The sequence below is a fragment of the Achromobacter sp. ACM02 genome (assembly GCF_014851605.1).
In the GTDB taxonomy this organism is placed as follows: Bacteria; Pseudomonadota; Gammaproteobacteria; order Burkholderiales; family Burkholderiaceae_B; genus Achromobacter; species Achromobacter aegrifaciens.
This window is the reverse complement of sequence record NZ_JACUZY010000003.1, coordinates 169,603-184,179: the sequence shown is the minus strand read 5'-3', so window position 1 is coordinate 184,179 and position 14,577 is coordinate 169,603. Positions and strand designations below refer to the sequence as shown.

Below are 14,577 nucleotides of genomic sequence, written 5' to 3'. Positions count from 1 at the left end.
TTCAGCTTGCGGTGATCTTCTTCTTTTCCACCAGCGCCTTCCACTTGGCGGACTCCCTGGCGATCTCCTCCCTGAGCGCGGCGGCAGGCACGATGGTCGCCGACATCCCCTGGTCAGCCAGATAGCGCTGCATGTTGGGCTGCGCCACCGCCGTCCTGGCATCGGCCAGCAGCCGGTCGACCGAAGCCTGGGGCGTGCCCGCCGGCGCCAGCAGGGCGAACCACCCCGTGAACTCGAACCCCGGCACTCCATCCTCGGCCGTGGTCGGCACGTCCGGCAGCAACGCGGAACGTTCCTTGCCCGTCACCGACAGCGCCCGCAGGCGTCCTCCCTTGAGCAACGGCACGATGGCATTGATATTGCCCACGGCGACTTCGATCACGCCCGCCATGAGGTCGGTGTAGGCCGGCCCCTCGCCCTTGTACGGGACGTGCATGAGTTCGATCCCGGCCGCATCGCTGAAAGCTTCGCCCGCCATGTGCGTCTGGCTGCCCACGCCCGCGGACGAGAAGCTGAGTTTGCCAGGCCTGGCGCGGGCGTACTCGATCAGCTCGCGCGTGTTCTTGACCGGCAGGTTGGCATTGACGGTGATGACCATGGGTCCGTTTGCCACCTTGCCGATGGGACTGAAATCCGTCAGCGAGTAAGGCAGCTTGCTGTAGATGAACTGGTTGACCGTGAACATGCTGCCCGACGCAAGCAACAGCGTATAGCCGTCCGCCGGCGCGCTGGCGACAGCCTGCGCGCCCACGCTGCCGCCAGCGCCCGCGCGATTCTCGACGATTACGCTCTGCTTCAGGCCCTTGCCCAATTCGGCCGCCAACGCGCGGCCCAGCAGGTCGGTGGCCCCGCCCGCCGAAAACGGGACGATCATGCGTATGACCTTGTCCGCCGGCCAGTCGGCTCGCGCCGGAAGGGCGATAAACGGCGTAAGCGCGAGGCCACAGCCCAGCGTCTTGACGATGCGGCGGCGCGCAATATTGGGTTGAGTTTGGTTCTTCATGGCTTTGTCTCCTTCAGTTCGCGGGACGGCGTAGCGGGTCGGCGTTCGGCCGGCTGACGATTCGCCAGGCAGCAACTGACCCTCGGGCCGATGGCTCGATTTTTCGGGACGTTGCGGTGTTTTTCTGCGGACTACTAGGCTGCTGAACTACAGAACTACCGGACTAAGAACTACTGGCCGGCACAGACTGACTTCAATGCGTCGAGCAACAACTGCGTAAGATGGGCCCGTGGGTTCTCCTTCGGCGCCAGGATGCCCAGGCGACGAGTGACCGTGGGCGAGCCGAACGGAATGACGCGGATGCCCGGCGGAAACTCGTTCCTGCCGCGGCAGGCCGGTACCACCGATGCGCCCAGGCCATTGGCCACCATGGCGATCACGCCTTCCAGGTTGTCGATCTCCATGGTCGAACGCACGGTGATGCGCCTGCGCACCATCTCTTCCTGCACCAGATGCCCCACGCGCGCCGAACGATTGAAACGGACATAGGGATTCTGCTCCAGGATCTCCTGATCGCTGGCGCCCTTGACCGAGCGGTGGGCGATGACGACCAGTTGTTCCTCGACGAACGGCAGGAAATCCAGGCCCGAGCGCGGCGCATCGGGCTCGGTCACGATCGCCACGTCCAGCTGGCGGTGATAGATGGCGCGCTCCAGGTCGTGCGTGAGTCCCGTGGTGACATGGACCTCCAGGCCGTGGCCCTGCTTCTGCAGGTGCCGCAGCGCCAGCGGCAGCACGCCCGACACACAGGTATGGACGCTGCCGAGCCTGAGCAATCCCGACGAAGTACCCTTCTTCAAGGCGGCGCTCATGCTTTCCCAATGCGCGATCAGGTCGCGCGCCCGGTGCACCAGCGCCAACCCCGTGTCCGTGAGGATGGGCGGACGCCGGCTGCGGTCGAAGATCGTGATGCCCAGCTCGTCCTCGAGCGCGCGAACCTGCATGCTCACCGCCGACAGCGACAGGCCGATGGTATTGCCGGCCTCGGCGAAACTGCCGTGGTCTGCAATCGCGATCAGCGTGTAGAGCGTGCGGATATCCATGCAAGAAGGTTCCTGGTGTTGACGGCATTGCGGAAAGGAGGAGTATGCCGCGTCAGATGCCAAGCAGCCGCCGCGCGTTCCCTCCCATGACTTTCCCAAGATTATCTTCCCGGATCGGCAAGGTCTCGAACCACTCTTTGTACCCTTGCACCGGGCAGAACGGGAACGAGCTGGCGTAAAGCATCCTGTCCGAGAGAAAACCGTCTGCCGCCTTCACGTATTCCTCCCAGCCTGGCATGCGGGAAAAATACATATCGGGCGACAGCCACAGGTTCTGGCGCCGGAACGCCAGGTGCAGGATCTCAGTGACCCAGGGCCACCCGCCATGGGCGACCACCACGTTCAGGGCGGGAAAATCCGCCAGCACCCGGTCGGTCCGTATCGGATCCGAATAGCTCAAGTCCGGCCCCGCCGTGCCTCCGACCATCATGATCACCGGCACGCCCAGGTCCTCGCAGTGGCCGTAGATCGGATACAGGCGTCTGTCGTCGGCGTACATGGGAACCGGGTAGGAGCCCGGCTCGATATTGATCAGCTTGAAGCCGTCCTCCAGCGCCTGGCTGATGGTCTGGCACGCGCGGCGCCGGTCGGTGGGGTCGATGGAGGCGGCGCCGATGAATCGGCCCGGATGCTCGGCCACGATGCCTCGCACGTCCTCGTTGGACACGCTGCCCAGCACGCCGGCCAGGCGTCCCACGACCACGCCGCGGTCTATCCGCGCGGCATCCATCTCTTTCAGCAGCAGCGCCATCGATTGCTGCTGCGCCGCGGCCGAGGGCTCGAAGCCCACCGTCCGCGTAAAGCCATCGCGACGTTCTCCCGCCGAGTACATCAGCGTATCCAGGAAGCCGCCTACCGGCGGCCGCAGCCTAAAGTCGATGATCATTGCAGTCTCTTTGTCAGGGGGTGGAATTACCCGGGCCGCGCTTGCACGCCTACATCACTTCGTCCTTGCGATCGTCCGTCTCGCCGTAGCGGTGCAGCGCGGGCGGCTTCAGCCCGGCGTAGAGTTTCTCGATGCCTGCATTGATGGTCTCGGCGTGCTGGGCGAAAAGCGAATTGCCTTCGAGGTCGCTCTCGACGATGAAGGGCCCGAAATTTTCGACCTCGAACAGCCACATGGCTTGGGCTATGCCCAGTTCGTCCAGCCAATGCACTTCGCGCACGCGCTTGATGCCCCGGCCCAGAAGTGCGCCCGTGCCGTAGCCCACGGTCGTCAGGTAGATCGCGCCGCCCGGCGCCAATACCTGCTTGTAATCGTCGGCGGGCATCCCGCCCTTGCCGATCAGGATGCGGCAGCCGGTCTCTTTCAGCCAACGCGGTATCCACTTGGAGAATCGGAACGAGGCGGTGGCGGTGACGGCGCCCACGTTGTAGCCGCCGCGACCGTCCGGCGCCGCCGCCGGCGAGCAATGGAAGTTGACGTTGCTGATGGCGCGCAAGTCCACGGGCAGCGGCAAGCCCTGATCCAGCACCTTCTTGTATACGCCTTCGCGGGCCGTGTAGACCACGCCGTTCAAGTACACGGCCGAGCCGAGTTCCAGCTTGGCGATGTCTTCGCGCCTGGCGGGCAGGTCCAGATGAAAGACCTTGATGTCGTCGTCATTGCTTACCATTCGACCGTCTCCCGGCGCATGTAGGGCGTGAACCATTGGGGATCGGTGCGGTACTCGATCTCCCCGTTGGCATGGATCCGCGCAGTGGCGCGGCGCGAAGACAGGCAGAAAGTGTGCAGGCTGATGGGCATGCCCCCGGTGTGGGTGTAGCCGCACTCGATATGGCAGTCCACCACCATGCCGGAGCCGACGAAACCCATGGCGCCCATGCCGATGGAATTGCCCAGCTGCATCAGCTCCAGTTCAAGCTCCGCCACCTTGGGGTCCGGATTGCGGTCCCCGACCGTGCGCAGACAGGCCGCCTGCTTGCCCAGCTGCATGCAGGTGTCCTTGGAGCCGCCCAGCCCGATGCCGACGATGGCCGGCTGACAGGCCAGCCCACGCTTGCCGAAGGCGATCAGCGTGTCCAGCACGAAGCGTTTGATGCCGTCTATGCCGTCGCCTGGAAACAGCATGCGGTAGTCGGTGCCGAACAACCCGCCCTTGTGCACGGTGGTGATGTCTATCCAGTCGCAGTCCGGCTCGAAGGACCATTCGACCTCTGGCGCATTGATGCCGACGTTGTTGTTATGGTCGGTACGCCAGAGCGGATGCACGCGGTTGGGCCGCAGCGGCACGCTGACCGTGGCCTCGGCCGTGGCGTGGCGCAGCGCGCGTTCCACGGCGACGAAGCCGCTGTCGACCGAGGCGTTGTTGCCCACCTTGACGTAGTAGCGCGGCAGGCCGGTGTCGGCGCACATTGGGCGCCGGTCCTGATCGGCGGCTTCCCAGTTGTCCACCATGGCGTGGATGACAAAACGCGGCAGCTTGCCGGTTTCCTTCTTCTGCAGCTCCTGGATGCCGCGCTTGTAGTCGGCCGGAATCTCGATGGCCGCGCGGCGCATGATCTCCAGCGCCGCCTCTTCAACTTTCTGGACAGGAATGCTCATGGTTGGAGTGCCTCAGCTCTGGGGAATGCCCGCCTCGCCCTCGATGAGCGATTCGCCGGGTTTTACGATGTCGAAGGAAACCGGAACCATCTCCAGCGCTACCTCGCCGTCCTGCGCGCTCACGCGCGTGTAGCAGCTGGTGTGCAGGTCGCCAGCTTCGGGAAAATCTTCGCGGTAGTGCGCGCCGCGGCTGTTCTCTCGCGCCAGCGCCGAGACCGTGATGACCTTGGAAATGTCGACCAGGCTTTCCAGGTTGAGCCAGTCGTGCCAAGTCAGGTTGTAGCGGCGGTCGCCGTCCGCCACGCCGATATCGCGCAAGGCGGCGCGGTGGCCGGCAATGGCATCAAGGCCATGCGCCATGGCCTCTTGGCGGCGCAGCACGCCTACGTCGTCCCACATGGTTTGCGAGAGCGCGTCGCGCAGCTCGTGGATGCGGCCCGCGGGCCGGGAAAACGGGAACTCGGCGCGTTCGATGCCGCGCGCGATGACGCCCTGGTCGGGGTCGCGCCACTGGCCGGACTTCGCAACGTAGGCCGCCATCGCATCGCCCGCGATGCCGCCGAACACCGTGGAATTGGCGACGCCGTTGCCACCCAGGCGGTTGGCGCCGTGCACGCCGCCACAATCCTCGCCGGCCGCATACAGGCCCGGCGACGCGGTTGAACCGTCCACATTGAATTCGACCCCACCCATCAGGTAGTGCGCCGTCGGCACCACCTCCACCTTGCCGCCCGCCAGATCGAAGCCGCAGTCCTTGCACCGGTTGACCATGCCGGGAAAAGTCTTGGCCACCTTGTCCGGGCCCAGATGGCTCATCTGGATGTAGACCCCGCCCATCGGCCCCGTGCGTCCTGCGCGCATTTCGGCGTAGATGCCGCGGCTGACCACGTCGCGCGTGGCGCGTTCGCCGCGCTTGTCGTAATTGGCCATGAAGCGCTCGCCGTCGCCATTGAGCAGGTAGCCGCCCGCTCCGCGCAGGCCCTCCTCCAGCACCGTGCCGGTCATGCGCGTGTCCGGCCCGCCCAGCAGGCCGGTGGGATGGAACTGCACCATCTCCATGTCGCGCAGCTTCAAGCCGTAGCGCAGCGCCATGGCCAGGCCGTCGCAGGTCTTGTCGCCCGAAGGCGTGTGGTAGCGGTACATGGTCGGCCCCGCCCCCGTTGCCAGCAGCACGGCCTTGGCCTGGATGTAGCGGTAAAGGCCTGTCCGCATGTCGATGAACAGCACGCCGGAAATACCAGAGCCGTCGGCGGCGGGAATCAGTTCGATGGCGCGATGCTCTTCCAGTTCATCGACGTCCAGCGCCCGCACCTGCTCCATGAGCCGGTTGATGATCTCGATGCCCGTCAGGTCTGCCTTGTGCACAGTGCGGTCGAAGCTCTGGCCAGCAAACGCCTTGGAATGCAGGGTGCCGTCGGGATTGCGGTCGAAGAAGCAGCCGATCTCGTTTTCCAGTTCGCGCACGCGCTCGACGGCGCCTTCGACCAGCCGCCACGCCAGGTCCTGGCGCGGCAGCCATTTGCCGCCCTCGATGGTGTCCATGAAATGGCGTTCCACCGAGTCGCCGGCGGCCAACGCGACGTTGTAGCCGCCCTGGACCATGCGGGTACAGCCGCACTTGCCCAACAGGCCCTTCACCGTCACCGTCACGCGCAGCGACGGATTCGCCTTCTTGGCGTGCAGCGCCGCGAACAGGCCCGCGCCGCCGGTGCCCAGCACAAGGATGTCCGTCTTGATGTTCTCGATCCGCATCTCAGATCACTCCCGCGATGAAAACCAGGCCCGTCGCCATGGAGACCGCAAAGCCCCAGCCGATCCACGCGACGCGCGCGTCCCGCGGCGAACGCCAAGGCAGCAGCTCCAGTGCGAGCAGGCGCAGCCCGAAGAACATGTGCAGGGTCAGCAGCAGCACCAGCCCCCACTCGCCGACCTTCATCGCCGGCATGTCGGCGAGCTTCAGGAATCCGTCCAGCCGCGCTTCGTCCAGCGCCATCGCCAGCACATAGAAATGCGCCGGCAGGAACAGGGCCAGCGCCAGGCCGGAAATGCGATGCCCCAGGAAAGCCCAGTACGCCTGATGGTTGCGCGCGGATCTCATGGCATCAGGCCTCCCACCGCCGCGACGGCGCGAACGCCCAGGATGAGCAGTCCCAGGCCGAACGCCAGTCCGACCGCGGACGCCGCGCCGCGGCCCAACTGCAGCCACTCGATCAGGATGTTGCGCACGCCGATCGGCACGTGGACCGAGACGCTCACGACGAACAGGCCGTAGAAGACTATCCAGAACCAGTTGCCCTCGGTACGCGAGAGGATCTCGCCCGCGGTCAGGCCGCCGCGCACGGCATAGATGACCAGGCCCACATGTACCAGGACAAAGGGCGCCATCACCATCGCCGTCAGACGCTGGAGCGCGAAAAGACGAGCTTCCATGTCAGCCTCCCTTGAGCAGGCTGAAGATGGCGCTGCGCTTCAATCCGGCAATGCTGCCGGTGGGGCTGAGGCTTACCGGACAGTGCTTCATGCAGCTGCCCTGGGAGTGGCAGGAATTGCAGCCGCTGCCGGAGGTGGCCTTGCGCAGCACGTCCTTGGGGTCGGCGTGTCGTTCGTCGTTGTACAGCGTCCATGCGCGGTTCAGGGCGGCCGGGCCAAGATAGTCCTTGTCCCAGGACACCACGTCACAGGCCGCGTAGCACACGCCGCAATTGATGCATTCGATGGCCGCGTCGGCCTGCTTGCGCTTCTTGCTCTGCGGCGACACCAACGCCGGCGGATCGTTGCGTGTGGCTGTGCCGACGAAGGTGTTCCCGGCGCGCGCCCACTTCTGGAAGAACTCGCTCATATCGACGACGAGATCCTTGATCCGCGGCATATTGCGCATTGGCTCGATCACGATCACGCCGCCTTCCTCGACGCGGCTCACATGCGTGCGACAGGTCCAGCGCGGCTTGCCATTGACCGTCATGGCACAGGACCCGCACACGCCGACGCGACAGGCGTAGCGATACGAGAGGCTGGGCTCCTGCGTGCGCTGGACTTCGGTTACCACATCCAGGACCGTCTGGTTTTCGCGCCAGGGGACCGAGTACGTGGAGTAGGCCCCGTCCTCGGTTCCCCGGGAAATGCGGACCGTGAGTTGTCTCTGATTCGTGGAGTTCTTGGTATCCATTTTCCGCCCTCGGGCGACAGGCTGCGCCCATGAACAGAATTCTGAATCTCGCGTATGAGTGAAGCAATATGGATTTGGTTGATATTTTTTGAAGATAATTTGCCAGTTTTCATAGCGCCGGACTGGCGATCCGGCGCATGCCGCGCCGCCGCATGTTCAATCAATGGCGACCACCGGGGCGCCGAAGCAGCGTCAGCGCGCCGCTTCGAGGGCCCGCATCGCGGCATTCCGCGGCCAGCGTGCATCTTTGGAAAAATTGGGTATACTTCCGCCTCGCTTGTCAGGAACCGCCCAGTTGGGGCTGGCTCCAGACAAGAAATTGCGGGAGTAGCTCAGTTGGTAGAGCGCAACCTTGCCAAGGTTGAGGTCGCGAGTTCGAGACTCGTCTCCCGCTCCAAATTTTGATTTCCAGCTTCCTTCTCGGAATTCTGAAAATCCTTGAGAAAGGGCCTACGGGCCCTTTTTTCATTGCGGTTTGCGCCGCTTGAAAAATGAAGGAACACGGGCAATGGATACCGCATTGATCCTGCTGGTGCTTGTCGCTGCATGGCAGGTGCTGCGCGTGCGCTACCAGCGCGCCCGCATCTCGCTGCTGGGCCGTCATCTGGGCGGTTTGCAGCTTGAGCGCCACATGGAAACCCTGACGCAAGGCTACACACGCGCCATCCGCGAAGACGCCGAAACACGCCAGCTACAGGTGCTGGAAACCTTCGCTCAGACCGAACGCGCCGTGGCGGCACAAGTACGGTCGCTGGCCGACGCCATGCAAAAGGAAAGTCCGCAGGCTACCCGTGTGAGCACGCTCTCGTTCTGCGTGCCATACATCGAGCGCTTTCTTCCTGCAAGGACACGGGATTTTCGTGAACTGCTGCACATCCATGCATCCGGCTTGCGCCATGTCGTGGACAACGAGAGCCACTGGGACGCAAGAGAACGCGCGTACCACCTCTCGGCAGAGCTGTATCTGCTGCAGCACAGTTGCCATTGGTTCTGCAAATCCCGCGCCGTGGCCGATGCACGGCTGATGCTGCGGCATCAGGTCGATCACCGGAAAGTCCTCGATTCAGTGTCTGCTGTTACCCGCTCGGCTTATCTGCGATGGCAAGGGGCCGATAAGCGCTAGGACCAACTGCGTCTCGTCCGCCCTGGCCCCGCTCAGCGCGCATTCTTGAGCAAGTCCTGGAAAAAGGGGCGAATCTTTCGATTCGCCCCTTTTCATTTGGCCTGGATTCCAACCCGCACAGGCACAACGGGCGCCGCAATCGCGATGCCTGTTGCGCCTGTGCGGCGTCCAATCAGAAGCGCACAGCCAGCTTGAGCACGCCCGATTGCTGGCGGTTGCCGCCGCCGAACTGCGCGTCATACGCAATGCCGGCCGTCGTGTTGCGCGTGATCGCCATTTCTGCGCCCAGGCCCAACACCGCGGCGTCGCGGGCGATCGGCACGCCCGTCACCGAGAACGTGCTGCCGCCTTCGAAGGCCAGCTGTTGCTTGGGCTTGACATCGCCCATGGCATGGCGCCAGCCCAGCGACGCGGTCAGACGGCCCGGCGTGCGGTCAGAGCCGAACTCCCAGCCGCCGCGCAGTCCCAGCGTGGTGCTGGTCACGTCATCGGAATTGCTGGACCCGTGCAGGGCCGCCGTGCCGCCCGATTCCTCGAAGCCGCGCGTGCGCAGTTGGTTCCATGCCAGCCCGGCAAAGGGTTCGATGGTGTAGGCATCGCCCAGCGGCAGGTTGTAGCCGAGTTCGGTGAACACCTGCGTCGACGAGGCGTGGTAGGACGACTCGAGGCGCTGGTTCAGGCTGCCGGCTGCCACGTCGCGCTTTGCGTCGATGTCATGCCAGGTGTAGGCCGCGCCGGCCATGAAGCGGACGTGACCAGGGCCGGCCTGGAAGTTCCGTCCGCCGAACAAGGTGGCCGTGTAGCTATCCACATTGGTACGCGAGGACGCGTCGTCGATCGAGTTGTGGCTGCCGATGTAGCCGACCGCAGCGCCCAGGCGCCAGCCGCCGCCGACCGCGCCATCGCCGCCGACGAAGAGGCCGCCCGACGATTGGCTCACGCTGGACGCGTTGCCGTCGCTGCCGAACTTGCTCCAGTTGCCGAACGCTTGCGCCCAAACCGGCGAGGCGCCGCTTTGCGGCATGGCGTCGGACGACGGCGCGCCCAGTTGGGCCGTGGGCCGTCCGGCAAGCACCGGCGCGTCGAGATTGCCGCGCAGATGCGACAGCGGCAGCGTGCGCACGGTGTCGCCCTGGCTCAGCAGCACGCTGGCGGTGCTGGCGTAGGCTTCGCCCGACAGCATCTTCAGGGCCGAACGCGCTTCGTTCGGCGTCATGGCGAGCACGGCCGCCGCCACCTGGCTGGCGCCGGTGTTCTTGCCCGCGGCGACGCCGCTGTCGACCAGGGAGGACCCGCTACCGGCGGGGGGCGTTTCGTTGCCGGCTGTGGACGAACCGTTGCCGGTCGATGTCGAGCCGTTGCCGGTCGAAGACGAACCATTCCCCGTCGACGTCGAACCGTTGCCCGTCGACGTCGAACCATTGCCGGCAGAAGACGAGCCATTGCCCGTCGACGCCGAGCCGTTGCCGTTCGAGGACGAACCGTTGCCCGTCGCGGGCGGCTCTTCCTGGTCCAGCGCGCCACCCACGTTGCTCTCGTTGCCCGAGCCGCCGATGCTGCCGATCGGCACGTCGTTGCGCGTCAGGGTCATGTACGCATTCTTCGGGTCGTAGCTGAGCGTGGGCGTCAGGAACGCGTATCCGCTCGAAGCGCCGGTGAACTGGCCCTGGATGCCTCCATCGGCCGTCAGGATGTTGTAGGTCGTGCGCGGCGCGTAGTTGCCGTCTGGCCCCACATGCGCCACGGTGCCGTCGAGGTAGGCGACGCCGGTGACGTGGATGCGGTCGCTGAGGCTGCTGGCCGGATCGGCATGCACGCGGTAGATGGTGTTCTGGCCAAAGGTCAGGTTGCCGTTGACGGTGAGCGTGCCCATGGGCGTGCCGTCATTGCCCGGAGAAATGACCGCGGTGGGATAGAGGTTGGTGGTGCCTACCTGGCCCACGCCCGCCAGCACGACTTCGCGGCCGATGTCCATCGGGCCGTTCAGCTTGCCGTCGATTTCCAGGGCGCCGTCGGCGATCAGGATGGGGCCCGTGAGGCCGCTGCTGTCCGCGGTCAGGATCACCGATCCCGGGCCGGTCTTGACGAAGCCCTGCGTGCCTTGCAGCGGGTTGTCGATGGTGTCGACGAATTGGCCCGAAGCATAGGTGCCGTCACCGACCACGATCGCGGGCGGGTTGCCGCCGCTGCCGACCAGGGTGATGGGAGCGCCTTGCAGGCGATAGCGGTCGGTGGCGAACTGGATGCCCGACACGCGCACCGGCCCGGCGCTGCCGTCCACGGTCACCGTGCCGGCTGCGCCCGTGAAAATCGCATAGCCGCCGTCGGGCAGAGCGCCCGTGGCATTGCTCGGGCTGTTCCAGTTGGTGCTGGCCGCGCTCCAGGTGCCGTTGCCGCCGCCCGAGCGGGTTGCAGATGCCGCGCCGTTGCCGTTCCACAGATTGGTCGTGCTCGGCCCCAGGATGAGGTTGATCTGCTTGTCGCCAGTCAGGTTCTGGATGGTCGCGGCAGGGGCGGAATCACCCGAGACCGACCCCAGCGTCAGGCCGTTGCCGCTCAGATTGCCGCCGTAGGACAGGATCCGGTAGTAGCCGGCATTGACGCCCAGGGTGTTGACCGTGACGTTCAGCGTGGTGTTGTTGATGGCGGCATCGCCGCGCACGGTGATGTTGTCGCCGGTGCCGGGTTGCGTAATCGGCAGCCCCGCGTAGCCGGTCTCGAAATTGAACACGGCATTGTTCATCGACAGGTTGCCGTTGACGACCAGATTGCCGTTGGAGACGCCAGTGGGCGTGCCGACTTCATAGCCGGGCGCCACGCGCGCGCCGGACACGTTGAGGTCGCCATTGATCGAGCCAAAGCCCGCGACGGTGCCGTTCGAGTTCGCATTGACGTTACCGCCCAACGTAACGCCCGAGCCGCCGCCATTGCCGCCGATCACCAGCGTGCCGCCGTTGACATCCACCCCGCCGGGGAAATTGGCCGAGCCGTCGAACACCTGCGTATTGCCCGACGTAACCGTCAGGTCCGCAGCCGTAACGCCACCGCAGTAGGACGCGCTCAGCGCGAGCGTCGCCGTCAGCCATTTCTTCGTGTCGTGTATCAACGTAAATCCTCCATATGTCGATTAATAAATCTGATATCCAAGGCATTACCGGATCGCTATAAAAGTATTATTAAGTAACCGGGTAAACCTAATGGCCGAAACAAGTTTTCGCGAAAAAAGGAGGCAATTTATACCCCTTTTCTTTCAATATCGAAAATTAATGAATAGATACCATCTTTATTAATTAATTCAGTATCTTGGATACCATCCAAAATCGCAGAATCTGAATATGGATACCATCCGCACGTAGAAAATAAATAAAATGACCAATATCCGATTTATTTAAATTTTCTTGTCGGATACCATCCACGCCGACACAACTGGCGCACTATTTCCCGATTTCCGAGGCAATCGGGAAACAAATTGACATAGCCATATGGGGAACGAGGCCTCCGGCGCCATCGCGCTTCCAGAATTTTCTTATCCGTGAAGCCCGGCCCGGCCCATACCATCGCTGGCATGATGGCCGCCCCCAGCCTCCCCGACGGATACACGCCGGCAACCGCCAGATTGCCGATGATCCTGCTGCATCTGCTCGCCATGGCACTGCAGGCATGCATACTCATCGGCACGATGCTGTCGATGTACTGGTCGTTCAGTGACGAGGTCTCCAGCTACCGCCGCCGCATGAATGCCGCCGCTGACCGCGCGCAGATATTCTTCGATCAGCGCGAAACGCTGCTCCGGGCAGTGGCCGCCTCGTCAGTGCGCAACACCGACCGCATGCCAGCCCAGCACACGCCCAGGACCTTCGGCCAGACCGGACAGGTCAACGTCATCCCGCTGATGAACGGAGCGGACTCCTACGATTGGGCGCTGATTCTTACCCGCCGCAACCGGGCGGACGTAGCCGCCGCCAACGCGCGCATCGTCTACACAACGCTGGCAGGCCCCGGCTCGACGCGCCTGGCGGTGGACGACACGCGGCTAGGCGGACACCACAGCGGACGCCACCGATTATCTGTTTCTGTATACGCCGCTCGAAGGGGCTGGCAACGAGCAGACCTGGGTAGGACTCGAAGTCGACGACATCGCCTCCGTCATCACAGCGGAACACGCCAGCGACGGCGCAAGCTATGCGCTTTACGACAATGACAGCCGGGTCGCCTTGCACGGCGGCCCCTCTCCTTCCGCAACCGGCTCGATCTCGGCAAGGTTGGCCCGCGACTCCTTCAGCTTCCAAGGCGCCAGCTGGGCGTACGCCACATCAGGGAAACGCTGGTTTCGCCCGCGATACGGCATCAGACAGCGCTCATCGACAGCCTCGCGCTGAACCGCAAGATCATCGACGTCGCGCCGATCGGACTCAGCCTGGTCCGGCCCGCCGCAAACCGAGAGAAACATACAGGTGCCCGGCCAGCCCGCCTGCCCGTCTTCCAAACGCTGATCCGCCGGCAAACCGGCATCCGCCGACGTCTGCGGCCATGGCGTCGGCGCCACACGCGTAACGCCCAGGCTGTGCTGCATTCGCGCACATGCGGTAACCTTCAGCCTGAACAAATCTGAGGTCTTGGAAATAACAATGGGTTTTGAAAAACTTGCCGACCTGCGCGAGCAGCTGCGGGCACAGGCTCAAAAGGCGGTGCCGGTCCAACCGAAGGCGGCAGGCCGGACAAAGAAGCGGGAGCCTGATCAAGCGAAGGCTACGGCGCGGCCGCAGCAAAAGCGCGAGTCGGGTCAAGCGAAGGCTGCCGCCCGCCCTCAGCAAAAGCGCGAGCCCGTCGACCCCGCGGTCGAGGCCATCTGGCGCCTGCAAAAGCACTTCCCGCAGGCGTTCCCCAAGAATCCCGCGCCCAAGCTGCCGCTCAAGCAAGGCATCCTGGCCGACGCGGCCCAGCATCTCGAGAAGCTGGGCATGACGGAAGAACAGCTCAAACAAGCCATCGCCACCTGGTGCAAGGGCAGCCGCTACTGGAGCAGCATGGTCGCGGACGCTACACGCGTCGACCTGCAAGGCCAGCCTGCAGGCACGGTCACGGCGGAACAAGCCGCCTACGCGCGCCGCCAGGCTTCGCGCCGGCCGGCCGGCAAGGCTCGTCCCGCGAAAAAGGCCGCCGCGCCGGCTGCCGCATCCCCTGACGCCCCGGCTGACGCCCCCGCGCCTGAAGCCGCCCCCGAAGCCGCGGCCGTCATAACGCCGGCATCGAGCGATACGCCCTGAGGACACTGTTTGGCCCGGCGGGCGGGGATTTTTCACTTCCCCGCCCCGCCAGGCTACACAAGCCCAAAATTCTGTGTATAATCGCTGTCTTTGGTGGACACGGCCTTTCTGAAAACCAAGTCAGAAAACACACCAAATTGCAGTACCCCCGCGGGAGTAGCTCAGTTGGTAGAGCGCAACCTTGCCAAGGTTGAGGTCGCGAGTTCGAGACTCGTCTCCCGCTCCAAATACAAAAAGGAAGCAACGGCCAACACCGCGCTTCCTTTTTTCTTGCAAGTGCTGGCGCAATGGCAGAGTGGTTATGCAGCGGATTGCAAATCCGTGTACGTCGGTTCGATTCCGGCTTGCGCCTCCAGCGATTTTCCGAAACCCGCAGATGAAAATCTGCGGGTTTTTTGTTTTCCGAGATGCCGGGCTCCGCACGACAAGG

General features: G+C 64.2%; 14 protein-coding genes and 3 tRNA genes. 6 read left to right on the top strand and 11 right to left on the bottom strand.

Annotated features, from left to right (window positions below; genetic code table 11):
• Position 1 precedes the first annotated feature (1 nt).
• The 9 genes from IB258_RS09720 to IB258_RS09680 form a co-directional block, all read right to left on the bottom strand.
• Entirely contained in the window at positions 2 to 1,003 is a 1,002-nt protein-coding gene (locus IB258_RS09720; RefSeq protein ID WP_119452067.1) for a tripartite tricarboxylate transporter substrate binding protein, read from the bottom strand.
• Positions 1,004 to 1,173: 170 nt separating this feature from the next.
• Positions 1,174 to 2,046, bottom strand: a complete 873-nt coding sequence (locus IB258_RS09715; RefSeq protein WP_054450007.1) for a LysR substrate-binding domain-containing protein — start codon at positions 2,044 to 2,046, stop codon at positions 1,174 to 1,176.
• Between the two features lie 52 nt (positions 2,047 to 2,098).
• Positions 2,099 to 2,932, bottom strand: a complete 834-nt coding sequence (locus IB258_RS09710) for an amidohydrolase family protein (protein WP_192352521.1) — start codon at positions 2,930 to 2,932, stop codon at positions 2,099 to 2,101.
• 49 nt (positions 2,933 to 2,981) lie between these two features.
• On the bottom strand, positions 2,982 to 3,662 hold the full coding sequence (locus IB258_RS09705; RefSeq protein ID WP_054450001.1) for a fumarate hydratase C-terminal domain-containing protein: 681 nt from the start codon (positions 3,660 to 3,662) through the stop codon (positions 2,982 to 2,984).
• Positions 3,656 to 4,591, bottom strand: a complete 936-nt coding sequence (locus IB258_RS09700; RefSeq protein WP_054449999.1) for a fumarate hydratase — start codon at positions 4,589 to 4,591, stop codon at positions 3,656 to 3,658. The genes IB258_RS09705 and IB258_RS09700 overlap by 7 nt, the downstream gene beginning before the upstream one ends.
• A gap of 12 nt (positions 4,592 to 4,603) precedes the next feature.
• Entirely contained in the window at positions 4,604 to 6,343 is a 1,740-nt protein-coding gene (locus IB258_RS09695) for an L-aspartate oxidase (protein ID WP_175213856.1), read from the bottom strand.
• A 1-nt stretch (position 6,344) separates the two neighbouring features.
• Entirely contained in the window at positions 6,345 to 6,689 is a 345-nt protein-coding gene (locus tag IB258_RS09690) for a succinate dehydrogenase (RefSeq protein ID WP_054449994.1), read from the bottom strand.
• Positions 6,686 to 7,021, bottom strand: coding sequence for a succinate dehydrogenase (locus IB258_RS09685; RefSeq protein WP_054449992.1), 336 nt, complete (start codon positions 7,019 to 7,021; stop codon positions 6,686 to 6,688). Before IB258_RS09685 ends, IB258_RS09690 begins: the two co-directional genes overlap by 4 nt.
• 1 nt (position 7,022) lies before the next feature.
• The gene (locus tag IB258_RS09680; RefSeq protein WP_054449990.1) at positions 7,023 to 7,757 is read right to left on the bottom strand and encodes a succinate dehydrogenase/fumarate reductase iron-sulfur subunit; all 735 of its coding nucleotides are present in this window, start codon (positions 7,755 to 7,757) and stop codon (positions 7,023 to 7,025) included.
• Positions 7,758 to 8,078: 321 nt separating this feature from the next.
• Here IB258_RS09680 and IB258_RS09675 point away from each other — a divergent pair.
• Both IB258_RS09675 and IB258_RS09670 read left to right on the top strand, forming a co-directional pair.
• Positions 8,079 to 8,154 (top strand) — tRNA-Gly (locus IB258_RS09675).
• A 111-nt stretch (positions 8,155 to 8,265) separates the two neighbouring features.
• Positions 8,266 to 8,880, top strand: a complete 615-nt coding sequence (locus IB258_RS09670; RefSeq protein WP_192352520.1) for a hypothetical protein — start codon at positions 8,266 to 8,268, stop codon at positions 8,878 to 8,880.
• A gap of 172 nt (positions 8,881 to 9,052) precedes the next feature.
• Here the strand turns inward: IB258_RS09670 and IB258_RS09665 are convergent, their stop codons facing one another.
• A complete protein-coding gene (locus IB258_RS09665; RefSeq protein ID WP_192352519.1) occupies positions 9,053 to 11,986 on the bottom strand; it encodes an autotransporter outer membrane beta-barrel domain-containing protein in 2,934 nt (977 codons plus the stop codon).
• 459 nt (positions 11,987 to 12,445) lie between these two features.
• Here IB258_RS09665 and IB258_RS09660 point away from each other — a divergent pair, with 459 nt between their 5' ends.
• A complete protein-coding gene (locus IB258_RS09660) occupies positions 12,446 to 13,081 on the top strand; it encodes a hypothetical protein (RefSeq protein WP_192352518.1) in 636 nt (211 codons plus the stop codon).
• Here the strand turns inward: IB258_RS09660 and IB258_RS09655 are convergent.
• Positions 13,070 to 13,453 carry a hypothetical protein gene (locus IB258_RS09655; protein ID WP_192329780.1) on the bottom strand — a complete coding sequence of 128 codons (384 nt, stop codon included), beginning with the start codon at positions 13,451 to 13,453 and terminating at the stop codon, positions 13,070 to 13,072. The two genes, IB258_RS09660 and IB258_RS09655, sit on opposite strands and share 12 nt — an antisense overlap.
• Before the next feature lie 55 nt (positions 13,454 to 13,508).
• Here IB258_RS09655 and IB258_RS09650 point away from each other — a divergent pair, with 55 nt between their 5' ends.
• The 3 genes from IB258_RS09650 to IB258_RS09640 all read left to right on the top strand — a co-directional run bounded on the left by IB258_RS09650 (position 13,509) and on the right by IB258_RS09640 (position 14,502).
• Complete coding sequence (locus IB258_RS09650) at positions 13,509 to 14,147, top strand: ProQ/FINO family protein (protein WP_192352517.1); 639 nt, start codon at positions 13,509 to 13,511, stop codon at positions 14,145 to 14,147.
• Positions 14,148 to 14,297: 150 nt separating this feature from the next.
• Positions 14,298 to 14,373, top strand: a tRNA-Gly gene (locus tag IB258_RS09645).
• Between the two features lie 55 nt (positions 14,374 to 14,428).
• Positions 14,429 to 14,502 (top strand) — tRNA-Cys (locus IB258_RS09640).
• Positions 14,503 to 14,577 lie beyond the last annotated feature (75 nt).